Genomic DNA, 13,137 nt, shown 5'->3' with positions numbered 1-13,137 from the left:
TCTGTTATGGGTGCGTGCCTGGCAGCCGGCCCACTACGACGCGTCAGCGTCGGGCCGATAAATGGAGCGCCGTGGGGCGGTAAAAAGACGGCGGACCATTGGCTCGAAGACGGAGATGGGGAACGTCTCCGCGCTGTCGTCGAAGGCGGCGCTGTCGTACCGGTCGATGAACTCGACCGTGCGCGCGTAGTGCGGGTGGTCCCGGAAGCGGTCGCGCATGTCGCGGTCCAGCCCCACGTGATGGAAGAAGTTATGTCCCTGGAAAATGCCGTGATGCTCGATCATCCAGAGGTTGGCTTCCGACACGAACGGCTTCAGGATGGCCGCCGCGACCTCGGGATGGTTGTACGACCCCAGCGTGTCGCCGATGTCGTGCAGCAGCGCGCAGACCACGTACTCCTCGTCGCGTCCGTCCTTCAGCGCCAGCGTTGCCGTCTGGAGGCAATGGCCGTAGCGGTCGATCGGGAATCCGCCGTAGTCGCCCTCGAGCAGCTTCAGATGCGTCAGCACGCGGTCGGCGAGGCCGGCCGAGAAATGCGCCGTCTGTGGCCGGATGATGTCCCAGTCTTCGCGCGAGCTGTCATGCATGCGTCGGAACGTGGCGCGTTCGCTCACGATGGACTCCTTGCTTTCTGGTTCGATGGTTCGGTTGTCAGCGCGGATTACCGGTGCAGCGCGGCCCAGCGGTCGTCGTCCATGACGAGGCGGAAGCCCAGGTGCGACATGCTGCTGTAAGGGTCCGCGCCACGCCGGGCACTGGGGCGGTAGTTCAGGCAATACTCCTCGTTGCACAGGAACGAGCCGCCGCGCGTGACGCGCCGGGGCGCATCGGTCGGGACACCGGCTTCGTCGGGGTTCCACGCGTCATCGGGGCCCAGCGGATTGTCGATCACGCGGTGCGTGGCTGCCTCTCGCCGGAACTAGTCAGCGCGATACCAGTCGGCCACCCACTGCCACGCGTTGCCGGTCATGTCCAGCAGGTCGTAGCCGTTCGGGGGACAGGCGCCGACCGGACTGGTGCCCACCGCGCCGCCTGCCTTCGGGCTGACGACGGGAAGCGGCTGCACCTGCCGGCCCTGCCACACATTGGCCATCTGCCGGTCGCCGGGGGCGAACTTGTCGCCCCATGCATAGGTGGCCTGCTCCAGCCCGCCGCGCGCGGCGAATTCCCACTCGGCCTCAGTCGGCAGGCGCTTGCCCGCCCACCTCGCGTAGGCCTGCGCGTCCTCGTACGACACCTGCACTACGGGGTGATCGTCCTTGCCCTCGATCGACGTGCCGGGGCCGCCCGGATGCCGCCAATCGGCGCCGGGCACCAGTGCCGCGTCGGGCGGACGCGGCGTGCCGGCGGGCAACTGTACCTTCAGCGTGTCCCAGTCGGGCTTGCGCTCCGCCGTGGTCACGTAGCCGGTGGCCGCGACAAAGGCGCGGAACTCCGCATTGGTGACGTCGTGCCGGTCCATCCAGAAGCCGTGAACGCGCACCTTGTGCGCAGGCCTTTCGTTGGGCTGCGCCAGCTTGCTATCGCTGCCCATCAGGAATTCACCGCCGGGAATATGCACCATCCCGGCGGGTCCGCTCACGCCGTCGCCCACCGCGGCGGCCGGAGGCGTGCCGCCAGCCGCTGCCGGGCGCGCACCCGCCTGCCAGCCCGCGTAGCCGGCGCCGGCCATCACGGCACCACAGGCCAGGAGCGCGAGCCACGCCCTTCTGCGTCCCCTCATGGCTTATTCCTTGTGCGCCATCTGCTGCTGCCGCTGGCGAAGCTGCTCCTGCTGCTGCAGGAAGTCCTGCGCCATGTTCGAGCGGTCGAACGACTTGGCCGGCTGGACCGGCGGATACTCGGCCAGCGTCTTCAAATGGTTGGCGATCAGCTCGCCCATTGGGCCCGAGATCCATTGCGCCTTCTGCAGCAGGTGGCCGTAGGCGTCCTTGCTGTCGTAGCTTTCGAAGGGGTCGCTGCGCAGGTTGAACAGCATCGTGATGCTGCGCGGCTGGAGCATGCCGTAGTAGTCCTCCTTCAGCGAGAAATGCAGCTTCCACGGCCCCATGCGCACTGCCGTCAGTTTGTTCTCGTAGTAGTAGAGGAAGTCCTTTCGCGCACTTTCCGGCGACTTGCCGGTCCAGTAATCGACGTTATTGACGCCGTCTATGTACTGCTTCTTCTTCCGCTTCATCTGCTCGACGACATCCGGAACGCCGGCAATCGCGGCGAAGCTGGTGAACATGTCCTGGTGCGCCTGGATGCCGTTCTTGATCTGGCCAGGCTTGATGACGCCCGGCCAGCGCAGCATCGACACCACTCGCACACCGCCTTCGTACGTGGTCATCTTCTCGCCGCGGAACGGCGTGGTCGAGCCGTGCGGCCACGACACGTGCTCGGGGCCGTTGTCGGTCGAAGGATGCGGCGGATTTTTGAGGAATCCCGGCCATTCCTCGCGTACCCGCTGATCCCTCAAGTAACTGATTTCAAACGGTTCCTGTACCTCCCCGGGGCCGAGATCACCCTGCTGCGCAAATTGCAGGAAGATCATCCGAAGCGGTTCCCCGACAGCATGCGGCGCACGCTTGAGCGGCATATCAGCCAGTGGCGAGCGCTCGAAGGGCCGAACAAGGAAGCATTCTTCCCGCAGACGTATCCGCCCGGCGCGCGGGGTCTGTCGGACTTGACTCATATGGACAAGCTGGCTCCGTTGCGGCGCTTTGAATTCATGGATCACGAGAAGCTGCTCGAGCAATTGAAGGCGACGGCACAGCGGATTTCCACCTCTGGCGCAGAGCACTCCATAAGCGCATAGCAACATCCTGATGCGCGGATCCAGCCCGGATCGGCTCGGTCCGGCGCCGACCGGCTAATTCCTGGCAGACTACATGCAAGCAGAACTACAACGCACCATCGAGGCATCCGAGCGAATCCGTTGCGAAGCGACCCCGCAAGACGACTGGGCGGCATTGGATCTAGTCCTCGCAGACCAGCTCACCTTTATTCACTCCACCAGCCATTTTCACGATAAGGCCAGCTACCTGGATTTCCTGGCCAGTAAGATCAGAGCCCTTCAGATCTGGCGACGGGAGCCTCCAACCTATCGGTATGCAAGTGGTGCGGTCTTGGTCATCGGGCCGGTCGACCAGAAACTGGAGCGCCGCACCGATGCCAGCGCGGTTACCGTACGCAGTTGGACTTCGCAGCTCTGGACGCCTGCGGATAACACATGGAAGCTCCTCCGTCAGCAATCGAGTAAACGGGCGGAGTAGCTAGGATTCGGGAGCTCGCGGAGGAACCGGACGTCGGGGCTGCAATCCGACGTATCGAGTTGCGGCGTGAGCCGGGTCGCGCGCCACAGCCCGCCAAGCGTTTGAATATGCAGCGATTGATGCACTGCACGGCCGACGCCTACAAGATTCCGCCATGCACGACAGATCTGGCCATATCCTACGTGGAATCGACAGCGTCAGAACCCCATCCTGCGGGTTGTCTGCTGCAAGGAGAACTTCTCCGCAAAGCACAGCACGGTCTTGGCCGGGGGCCTACAGCAGATCGTGCCTCCTATGGCAAATGTGGCATCGGTCGGGGAAGCGGCTGCGGACGAGGAGTAGGCGCAACGCCAGGTAGCTGCGTATTTGGCACGACGATGTAAGGATATATCGCCGATCCGTTATCCGGCAGAGTCCCGGATGTTGAAGTCGGCTGTGCTCCGGCGATTTTCTGCTGTGATAGTGGTGCGGTTTCCAGCTCAGTGCCGCTCCGACCGTCGCTAATTCCGCGCTGGGTATTTAGATTCAGGGCGAGACTGCTTGTCTGCGGAGCGGCAAATGCAGCCGCCGACGCCACCAACAGCGTGACCGCGACGGTGGAGTTCCCTAAATGGATCAAATGGCCTGAAAACATTAGCGGTCCTGTTCATTATGGGTTGGGTTGGCTGGTGCGGGCGGGAGTTGCGCCCCAGCAACGGTCAGAAACTCCCGCGTCTTGCCGAGCCGGCGCCACGGTACAAGGCTCTCCATGCGCGAGAACATTTGGTGCCGGCCGTAGAGCAAATAGAACAGGACTAGCGGCACCAGCACGACGTTGGCGATCACGGTGCTCATCATGTCGCCGCTCGTGCGCACATACTCCCATGCGGTCAGTGCGATCATCTTCTCGCTGCCATCGAGCTGGCTCGTCAGCACGTCGCGGACATTGCCAAAATGGAGCGATTGGCCGAGGCCAAGCAAAATCAGCTTCGGTTGCAGCCAAGCGTTCAGCTCCGCGATGATGACTGGAATCACGCTTCGTGAGTTCAGGACCTTCCGCTTGGATCACAGCAAGCACAAGCACAACCAGCAGCGCGGCCAACAACGCGAAGACGAGCATCATCACGAGCGCCGCGAGGCCGCGCGGCGTGCGATGGCGCACCAGCCACTCGACGCCCGGCTGTAACATGTATGCGATGAGCGCACCGAACAGGAACGGTGTGAGGACGGGACGCAAGATCCAAAGCAGGCTGCCGAGGCCGAATGCGACGGCGCCCCAGAGCAGGGCTTGGCGGCGGAATGGAGTAGGGAGTGAGGCGTTCTGCGACAAATCGGGATTCCAGTTGAGGTTCGCACGGGGTCGGCAAAATTTCTGTGTATTCACTTCACCTGAGTCAACTCGTCTATCCGCGCGCTGCTGCTAAACATCTTGGTTGTCTTGAATAGATGTGTTCGCTTACCCGAATCAATTGCGCACCGGTACGATGCTGAACCGGGAGACACCCTGGGTTGCAGCCATCTCGGCCGCCAGTCCCGCCGGCGATAGCGCGCGCGCCTTGTCCGGTGCGACCAGGCTGACTCGCCACACGGCCTGGTTGTCGGCAAACGTGATGGTAAGGCTGTCGTGAAGCACGCGATAGCCGCGAGACTTTGCCCTGTCGATCAGCAGATCGAAGTCAGGGGCTTCGCCGGGTTGGAAAGTCAGCGACACATCAAGCGTCATGCGCCCCGGAAGCCTGGCCTCCAGCCGGTGCAACAGGGACATCGAGCCCACGCATAGCACGGCGAGCAGCAACGCGGCGGCATAGAAGCCAACGCCGAGCAACACGCCTATGGCCGAGGCAGCCCAGATGGATGCCGCGGTCGTGAGGCCGCGGATGCTCATGCCGTCCTTCATGATGACCCCGGCGCCAAGGAAGCCGACGCCGGTGACCACGCCCTGGATGGTATGGGTCGGATCTGCCTGGATGTGCGCTGTGGCACCGCCGTACCAGAGCGACGTGTGACCGACGAATACCGTCAGCGCTGTGGACGCCATGCACACGAGGCCGTAAGTGCGCATGCCGGCGGCGCGGCCATTGTACGAGCGCTCGTAGCCAACCAGCATTCCCAGCAGCAACGCGCCCACCATGTTCAGCCCGATGAACGCGTTGGCGGCGAGAAAGGCGCCGCTCCAATAGTGCTGCAGATCTCCTAGCATAGGATTTCTCGATCAGGCTGCGAGCCAGGCATTCAACGAGCGCAAGGTTTCCTCGCTCAGTTCCCCCGCCGCGGCGGCAAGCCGCAGACGGCCAAGGAGGTAGTCCAGGCGTGCCTGAACCAGGTCAAGCTCAGCGGCGAACACGCGCTGCTGCGCGTCCAGTACGTCGGGTTCCGTACGGGTGCCAACGTCCCGGCCAAGCGTCGTCGCCGCGAGCGCGCTACGCGCCGAAGTCAACGACTGCTCGAGCGCGGCGACGCGCGACACGCCCGTTTTCACCGAGAGGAATCCGTCCTGCACATTCAAGCGCACGTCTCGCCGGGCGGCGGCAACCTCCTGCTCCGCCTGGCTCTTCCTCGCAACGGATTCCCGCTCGCGCGAATCCAGTCCGCCGCCCGCGTACAGCGGAATGTTGAGCTGCAAGCCGATCGTCGCGGTGCGGGTGTTGCTGGCTGCAACCCAGGGAGCCAGATTGCCGGTTTGGCCTTGGGCGCCATAACGTGCCACGAGCGCGACGGTCGGGCGACTGCTGACGCGGTACTTGTCGATCTCCGCGCCGGCAATGTCGAGCTCCGACTGCTTGGTCTTCACGACGTAGCTCTGATCTTCACCCCTTGCCTGCCACGCCATGAGATTGTCCGGTTCCGGCGGTCGCGGCGCGAAATTTGGCGCCAGCCCGCTGAGCTGATCGGGCGGCATGCCGACCGTTTCCAGGAATCTCGCGCGTCGTTGCTCTAGCGCAGACTGCGCCGTGACTTCGCGACTCTCCACCCCATCCAGGCGGGCCTGGGCTTCATGAAGATCGGTGATTTTGCCCTGGCCGATGTCGAAGCGCGCCTTCGCGCGGTCCCGTTGCTGTCGCAAGGCCGCCTTCTCGGCCTGTACCACACGGAGAGTTTCCTCACCCAATACCACGCCGAAGTATGCCTCCGCCACCCGCAAGGCCAGATTCTGGCGAGACTGGTCGAACTGCGTTTGCGCCAGGTTCGATTGCTCGCGCAACTGCTTCCTCGTGGCTACTGCGGTCCTGTCGTACAGTGGCTGAATGAGCATCACACCGGCCTGCCGCGCAGTGCCTGAACTATCGGCGGATACCAACGGTGCGGCCTCGGCCGGCGGGTTGCCGGAAGAACGATTGTTGATCCGGTCCAGTGCCGCTTGCAGGCTTACGCGCGGACGCAGCAAGGCGTCGCCCTGCACAGCCATCTCCCGCCCTGCCGTGAGTGCATCATTTGCAGCTAGGCTTGTCGGATCATGCGCCAATGCCTGCTGGTAGGACCCCACGAGATCGATAGCGCCCGACTCTCCAGCGTTCAGGAAAAGCATGCAGCCCAAAGCCACTTGCCCGGCCCGCAGGGCCATGCTCAAACCTTTCATCGAAATAACTCTCATCGTCATATTTGCGATCGGACGGTCGCGGGGCGCTTGGCCCGGTACCAGGTCGCATACAAAGCGGGAAGGAAGACCAGCGTCAGCACCGTGGCAACGGCGAGCCCTCCCATGATTGCCCACGCCATTGGGCCCCAGAACACGGAGTGTGTAAGCGGCACCATCGCCAGAATTGCCGCCAAAGCAGTCAGCACAATCGGACGCAGCCGTCGCACCGCCGCCTCGACGATGGCCGTCCACAGTGCGACGCCCGCGCCCACGTCCTGATCGATCTGTACGACCAGGATCACCGAGTTGCGGATGATCATTCCAGCGAGGGCGATAACGCCCAACATGGCGACAAAACCGAATGGAATCTGGAACGCGGCCATGATCGCGCTGACACCGATCAGCCCGAGCGGCGCGGTCAGCAGGACCATCGCCATCTTCTTCATGTCCTGAAGTTGAATCATCAGCAGCAAGAGCACCGCGATAATCGTCACGGGCATCACCGCGAAAACAGAACGCTGGGCCTTCCCACTCGATTCGTAAGCGCCTCCGATCTCGATGCCATAGCCGAGCGGAAGCGCCTTTTCCAATGCCTCGATCTTCGGCTGTAGCGCACGCGTGACGTCAGGTGCCTGCGCCCCCGCGATGTCGGCACGAACGGTCAGCGTTGGCACGCGATTGCGCCTCCAGAGTTCGCTGTCCTCACTGTCAAGCGTGAGCCGGGCCACCTGCGAGACGGGCACAAATTTGCCGTCGCGCACATAGATCTTGGCGTCCTTCAGGTTGTTCAGGTCCGTGCGCTCCGCCGCGACGAGGCGCGAGACCACGTCGACTCCCTGGTCCTCCTCACGGTACTGCGTGATTGGCGTGCCCGACAACGAGGCCTCGAGGGCTTCCTTGATCTGGCCTGAACTGATGCCCAGTGCACGCGCCTTATCCTGGTCCACGTCGACCTGCACGCGCTTGATGCGTTCGCCCCAGTCCTGGTTGACCTGGCGCACGTGCGGCTCTTCGCGCATGATGTCCGCCACCTGCTGACCGATCGCACGAACCTTGACGTTGTCCTGCCCGTACACGCGGAACTGCACCGGGTATCCGACAGGCGGACCGTTCTCCAGTCGATTGACGCGGCCCCGCACATTCGGGAATCTTTCGTCGAACAGCTTCTCGAGCTTCTCCTTCGCCCGCTCCCGTGCCTCACCGCCCTTCGTCATCACCAGCATCTCGCCCAAGTTCAGATTGGGCGTCTGCACATCGAGCGGCAGGTAGAATCGTGGCGTACCGTTTCCAACGAAGCTGGTCACCGCCGCAATGTCCGGATCGCCCTTGAGCAGCCCTTCCAGCTTCTGGACCTCGCGCTGACTCGCCTCAAAGGTCGAGGCCTTCGGCATCCACAGGTCCACAATGAGTTCGGCCCGGTCAGACGCCGGAAAGAATTGCTGGGGTATCGCCTTGAACAGCACCAGTGCGCCTACGAATGCCGCGAGCGTGATGCCGAGTACCCACACGCGCTGCTTAAGGCAGAAGTCGATGAAGTGGCGGAACTTGACATAGAATCCGCGCTGGTAGACCGCATCCTCGTCATGCGACGCGTGCGCATGCTCCTTCAACAGCTTGAAACCGATATATGGCGTGAAGAGGACGGCCACGATCCACGACAACAACAGTGAAATGCCCACCACCTGGAACAGGGAGTACACATATTCGCCAGTGCCCGACTTCGCAAAGCCGACCGGAAGGAAGCCCGCCGCCGTGATCAACGTGCCGGTGAGCATCGGGAAGGCCGTGGCCGTGTAGGCGTATGTGGCGGCGCGGAACTTGTCCCAGCCCTGCTCGAGCTTCAACGACATCATTTCCACGGCAATAATGGCGTCGTCGACCAACAGTCCGAGCGCAATGATCAGCGCACCCAGCGAGATGCGCTGCAAGTCGATGCCCATCACGTACATCGCCAGGAATGTCATGGCCAGCACGAGCGGGATGCTGAGCGCGACGACCAGTCCCGTGCGCAAGCCGAGTGAGAGGAAGCTCACAACGAGCACAATGATCACCGCCTCGGCCAGACTCTTCTTGAACTCGAACACGGAGTGCTCAACGATATGTGGCTGGTCGCTTACGGCGTGGATCTGCACACCCACCGGCAAGTGGGACTCGATGCGTTTTACCGTTTCGTCCAGCTTTGTTCCAAGCCGGATCACGTCGCCGCCCTTGCGCATGCTCACCGCAAGTCCAATCGCCTCGTTGCCGTTGAAGCGCATCCTCGAGGTGGCAGGCTCCACAAAGCCACGACGGACGTCGGCGATATCGCCAAGGCGGAAGGTACGCTGGCCGGCACGGATGCCGATGGCGCGAATCCCTTCGACCGAGTCAAACTCGCCACTAACAGCGAGCCGCACTTGTTCCGCGGTGGTTTGCACTGTCCCGCCCGATGTCACGGCATTGGTTTGTTGGAGCGTCGACGCAATTAGTGCCGGGTCGATCCCCAGCGAAGCGAGCTTGGCGGTGGAGACTTCCACATAGATCTTCTGTTCCTGCTTGCCCACCAAGTCGACCTTGTTGACGTCGCCGACACGAAGAAACTCGTTACGCGCGGCATCCGCAATCCGTCTCAGATCGTCATAGTCGAATCCGTCACCAGTGATGGCATAGAGGTTACCGAAGGTGTCCCCGAACTCGTCATTGAAGAAAGGGCCCTGTGTGCCCTGTGGCAGGGTGTGCCGGATGTCGCCCATCTTCTTCCGAACCTGGTACCACACGTCCGGCACTGCACCTGGTGGTACGTCCTCGCGCAAGTTCACCTTGACCTGCGTTTCGCCCGGCTTCACATAAGTGGACGTATAGTCGATCTCCGCCACCTCTTGGAGCTTGCGCTCGATCTTGTCGGTGACCTGATCGGCCATCTGCTGCGCGGAACTTCCCGGCCAGTACGCCTGGACGACCATGGTCTTGATCGTGAACTCCGGGTCTTCCTTCTGGCCCAGGCTGCCATATGCCAGCACGCCGGCCACGGACAACAGCAACAGCAGGAACGCGATCATCTGCTGGTGCTTCAGTGCCCATTCGGACAGGTTGATGCCTTTCACTTCACACCCCCCGCCTTGGCGACAGCTACCGCCTCGGCCACCTTTACCTGCTGGCCAGGCTGCAACATATGCACGCCGGCACTCACCACGGTTTCTCCGCCCACCAGGCCCCCAACCACGATGACACTGTCGTTCTGCGCGGCGCCCAGCTTGACCTCACGCGCGATAACCCGAGACGTCTTCGGGTCAACCACCCACACCTGACGGCTGCGTTCATGATCGACAATGGCGGTCAACGGCACGCGGACAACGCCACTGCCGTCCACGTCGGGTGCGATGACAGACGCTGTCATGCCTAGACGCAGCAGCTCCGGATCCGCCTCCTGAATGGAGATTCGCGCCGAGTACGTCCGCGTGATACTGTCCGCGTCCGGAGCAAGCTCCCGGAGTTTGCCCGTCCAGGACTTGTCCGGATGCGCCCACACCGTAATCGTCAGCGTCGGCGCCTTACGCAGTTCGTCGACTCGCGACTCCGGAATACTGATGGAGACCTCGCGTTCACCGTCAGCCGCGACGGTTGCGATCGTCTGCCCGGCTGAGACCACTTGGCCGGCTTCCGCGTTGATCGCGCTGACCACGCCATCGCGGTCGGCCACGAGCGTGGTGAATCCGCGCATGTTGGCATTCAACTGCTGCCGCGCCAGTGCCGAACGCAGTTGTGCTTCCGCCTGGTTGAGCGCCAGCCGCTGCTGGTCCAACTCGGCTTGCGAGGCAAAGTTCTGCGCGAGCAGTTGCTCGGTACGCTTAACGTCCACCCGCGCCTGGGCTACCCGGCTCCGCGCCGCATCTGCCTCCGCTCCCGCCGCGGCCACCTGCAATGTTTCCTGCGTGGGATCGAGCTGGAACAACGGCTGACCGCGCTTGACATGACTGCCAACTTCCACCATCCGCGCGACGATCTTGCCGGCTGTGCGGAATCCCAACTGACTTTCGTAACGCGCACGAATCTCGCCTGAGTAGGTCGCGCTGACCGAGCCGGCGGCACGCCCGGCGATCACTGTCCGCACCGGCCTGACGTCCGTGTGTTCGGATGCTGGACCCGGTGTACAGGCGGCCAGCAGGTGCGCCGCGATGATGGTAAGAGCTGCCGCTCGATGGTTCCTGTTCAATTTCTGCCCTCCAATAAGGTCCTTCGCTCGCCTGCGAGTCATCAGCGGTCCACGCCACCGAGCCGCTCCACGGACTCGTGCTGGCATCAGCAACGGCAGGCCTGTTAGGGCTTTCGCCCTTTCCGATAGCCCGAAATATACATCATAATGACTTGTACGTCAGGATGACGTACAATTTATTTTATGTGTGGAACGGGACGACTATGACGTACCGGATTCCACATGAGACGAAGAAGGTGCGTGCGACCGCAAGATGTGGACGCGCAGAGACAAGCACTGGACGCGGAGTGATGTGATGGGCATAGACCGAAGGCGCAGGAAGTGCTGTGCGCGCGGCCATGTCGACTCATTGACCATGAGGAAAAAACAGATCAATGACCCCGATACAGAAGAGATTGGCAGCTGAAACAGAACCGTGGGAGACTCGCGACCACCGTCAGCGAGTTGCGGCAAAGCGGCGACAGCGTATGCGCTCGCTGTTGCTGAACAGTGCGATGCGCTTGATGGTAGAGAACGGCGCCACGACGCCTTCCATCGACGACATCATTTCGGCCGCACGGGTGTCACGTGGAACGTTCTACAAGTACTTTCCGTCGGCTGACGCGATCGTGCGGGAGCTTGTTGGGAATATTGCTGAACAATGGGTGCGGGCCGCGGACCCCATTGTGCGCGGCCATGACGACCCGGCCGAACACATCGCCAGGGGAATACGGCTGGCGTCGATACTTGCGATACGCCAGCCGGGTGTGGCTGGAATCCTTGGCCGGCTTGGCTGGGCTGGCTACCAGGCACCCAATATGCTGGAGTTCGTCCGCAGGGACATAGAGGAAGGTGTTCGACGCAATCGATTCAAGCGCATGCCGACCGCCCTGGGGTTCAATATCGTTGCCGGCGCGGCAATGAGCGCAATGCACCGCATGCTTGAAACCGAATGTCGCGAAGATTTTTCGGAGCTTGCCGCCGCCGTGGCATTGCGCGGCTTAGGCGTGGAGGAAGCGGCGGCTGATGCGATATCCAAGTCGCCGCTGGATGCGAGCGAAGTGCTATTCGATGGCTTGCTCGCCGAAGCGAGCGGCGAAGTGCCGTAGCGTTGACTACGCTCGAAAGTTGGAGGGCTCGGCCATTTCGGCGAGCTTTTCCTGTGCCTTTTCGAGCAGCGATTCAGGCGGAGCGACCAGCTTTGGCAAAGGCGCAGAGGTCAACTTTGTGGCGCTCGATGCAGACACGCCGAGCGACCGCAACACCGCCCGGACAATCCGCTCGGGATAGTCCTTAGTCGTTTTTCCCTGGGCCATACGGTGAACGGCGATCACCCCTGCGCCTGCCACCATGTCCAACGCGACATCGGCCGAAGCCTCGTCAAACGTGCCCGTCTTCAGGCCTTCCTTGATATCCGAGGGCAGGTACTCGTACACGGCACTCTTCTTGCCGACCAAGGTCAGGCCTGTGCCGGAAAGAAACTGCGCCACCACAGGATAGGATCGCGCAAGGTGCAGATACAAGCGAATACCCGTTGCCACACGCAACGCCGGGTCTTCGATATCGCCGACCACGCTCTCGATCATTTGCACCATGTCGTGACTGAGCGCTTCGCTGACAGCCGCCAGCAGATCGTCGTTAGTACGGAAGTAGTTGTAGAAGGAACCTTGTGAGACGCCAGCTGCCGCGATGACTTCCGGAATCACGCTGACTCCGATACCTCTTTGCGCAAAGACGATCATCGCGCTTTCAATGAGACGCATGCGCATCCGTGCACGCCGTTCGGCTGCAACGCGAGGGCGATGGTCTTTAAGATCAGGGGCGGCAGGCATCTTCAATTTGAGGACCTTATGTGATTGGATGATTATATCAATACACCGCTACAACGCCGACACCATGGCGTAGGCCACGTCCCGCCCTCCTTGATACGAACAAGCTCAGTGCCATCCTCGGCTCGCACTGAGTGCGCAGCGTCTGCGCCGCGGCAACCAGCCGTTCGGCCGCGGCAAGGATGTCATGGGGCAGCCATCGCGAATTTCGACTTCGCACGCAACTTTCATGGACATCGTTCTGAGGAAAGAAAGAGCCTGCATGCAGCTGGAAACGGTGGGACAAGGAGGCGTTTTGCAGCAGACGTGCCCGTTGCAATCCTTAT

At 62.2% G+C, this 13,137-nt stretch carries 10 protein-coding genes and 3 pseudogenes; 3 read left to right on the top strand and 10 right to left on the bottom strand.

What is annotated here, in order from left to right:
• Window positions 1-33: 33 nt before the first annotated feature.
• The 3 genes and pseudogenes from AC1DS6_RS34085 to AC1DS6_RS34075 all read right to left on the bottom strand — a co-directional run bounded on the left by AC1DS6_RS34085 (window position 34) and on the right by AC1DS6_RS34075 (window position 2,330).
• A complete protein-coding gene (locus AC1DS6_RS34085) occupies window positions 34-615 on the bottom strand; it encodes an HD domain-containing protein (RefSeq protein WP_477104097.1) in 582 nt (193 codons plus the stop codon).
• Window positions 616-662: 47 nt separating this feature from the next.
• Window positions 663-1,724, bottom strand: a pseudogene (locus tag AC1DS6_RS34080) (formylglycine-generating enzyme family protein).
• 3 nt (window positions 1,725-1,727) lie between these two features.
• Entirely contained in the window at window positions 1,728-2,330 is a 603-nt protein-coding gene (locus AC1DS6_RS34075) for a hypothetical protein (protein ID WP_477104096.1), read from the bottom strand.
• Window positions 2,331-2,501: 171 nt separating this feature from the next.
• On the opposite strand from AC1DS6_RS34075, the pseudogene AC1DS6_RS34070 reads away from it, so the two are divergent.
• Both AC1DS6_RS34070 and AC1DS6_RS34065 read left to right on the top strand, forming a co-directional pair.
• Window positions 2,502-2,687: pseudogene (locus AC1DS6_RS34070) on the top strand (IS21 family transposase); the annotation flags it as partial.
• Window positions 2,688-2,871: 184 nt separating this feature from the next.
• Window positions 2,872-3,255: a nuclear transport factor 2 family protein gene (locus tag AC1DS6_RS34065; RefSeq protein ID WP_477104095.1), complete on the top strand. Its 384-nt coding sequence runs from the start codon at window positions 2,872-2,874 to the stop codon at window positions 3,253-3,255.
• A gap of 633 nt (window positions 3,256-3,888) precedes the next feature.
• On the opposite strand, the gene AC1DS6_RS34060 is transcribed toward AC1DS6_RS34065, so the two are convergent.
• From AC1DS6_RS34060 to AC1DS6_RS34035, 6 genes and pseudogenes are all read right to left on the bottom strand, one after another.
• Window positions 3,889-4,269, bottom strand: coding sequence for a hypothetical protein (locus AC1DS6_RS34060; protein WP_477104109.1), 381 nt, complete (start codon window positions 4,267-4,269; stop codon window positions 3,889-3,891).
• 58 nt (window positions 4,270-4,327) lie between these two features.
• Window positions 4,328-4,618: pseudogene (locus AC1DS6_RS34055) on the bottom strand (AI-2E family transporter); the annotation flags it as partial.
• A gap of 81 nt (window positions 4,619-4,699) precedes the next feature.
• Window positions 4,700-5,434: an MgtC/SapB family protein gene (locus tag AC1DS6_RS34050; RefSeq protein ID WP_441630865.1), complete on the bottom strand. Its 735-nt coding sequence runs from the start codon at window positions 5,432-5,434 to the stop codon at window positions 4,700-4,702.
• A gap of 12 nt (window positions 5,435-5,446) precedes the next feature.
• Window positions 5,447-6,811, bottom strand: coding sequence for a TolC family outer membrane protein (locus tag AC1DS6_RS34045; protein ID WP_441630863.1), 1,365 nt, complete (start codon window positions 6,809-6,811; stop codon window positions 5,447-5,449).
• A 17-nt stretch (window positions 6,812-6,828) separates the two neighbouring features.
• Window positions 6,829-9,894, bottom strand: a complete 3,066-nt coding sequence (locus AC1DS6_RS34040; protein ID WP_477104094.1) for an efflux RND transporter permease subunit — start codon at window positions 9,892-9,894, stop codon at window positions 6,829-6,831.
• Complete coding sequence (locus tag AC1DS6_RS34035; protein ID WP_441630859.1) at window positions 9,891-11,003, bottom strand: efflux RND transporter periplasmic adaptor subunit; 1,113 nt, start codon at window positions 11,001-11,003, stop codon at window positions 9,891-9,893. Before AC1DS6_RS34035 ends, AC1DS6_RS34040 begins: the two co-directional genes overlap by 4 nt.
• Window positions 11,004-11,470: 467 nt before the next feature.
• Here AC1DS6_RS34035 and AC1DS6_RS34030 point away from each other — a divergent pair, with 467 nt between their 5' ends.
• Window positions 11,471-12,091: a TetR/AcrR family transcriptional regulator gene (locus AC1DS6_RS34030; protein ID WP_441630857.1), complete on the top strand. Its 621-nt coding sequence runs from the start codon at window positions 11,471-11,473 to the stop codon at window positions 12,089-12,091.
• Window positions 12,092-12,097: 6 nt separating this feature from the next.
• On the opposite strand, the gene AC1DS6_RS34025 is transcribed toward AC1DS6_RS34030, so the two are convergent.
• Complete coding sequence (locus AC1DS6_RS34025) at window positions 12,098-12,745, bottom strand: TetR/AcrR family transcriptional regulator (protein ID WP_477104093.1); 648 nt, start codon at window positions 12,743-12,745, stop codon at window positions 12,098-12,100.
• Between the last annotated feature and the right edge of the window lie 392 nt (window positions 12,746-13,137).

The organism is Cupriavidus sp. 05L310 (assembly GCF_056398185.1).
This window is presented reverse-complemented; position numbering and strand designations above follow the sequence as displayed.

Coding starts and splice junctions, on each gene's coding strand:
- AC1DS6_RS34075 (WP_477104096.1), bottom strand. CDS start 2,330: ATGACCACGTACGAAGGCGGTGTGCGAGTGGTGTCGATGCTGCGCTGG.
- AC1DS6_RS34065 (WP_477104095.1), top strand. CDS start 2,872: ATGCAAGCAGAACTACAACGCACCATCGAGGCATCCGAGCGAATCCGT.
- AC1DS6_RS34050 (WP_441630865.1), bottom strand. CDS start 5,434: ATGCTAGGAGATCTGCAGCACTATTGGAGCGGCGCCTTTCTCGCCGCC.
- AC1DS6_RS34045 (WP_441630863.1), bottom strand. CDS start 6,811: ATGAAAGGTTTGAGCATGGCCCTGCGGGCCGGGCAAGTGGCTTTGGGC.
- AC1DS6_RS34030 (WP_441630857.1), top strand. CDS start 11,471: ATGCGCTCGCTGTTGCTGAACAGTGCGATGCGCTTGATGGTAGAGAAC.
- AC1DS6_RS34025 (WP_477104093.1), bottom strand. CDS start 12,745: ATGCGTCTCATTGAAAGCGCGATGATCGTCTTTGCGCAAAGAGGTATC.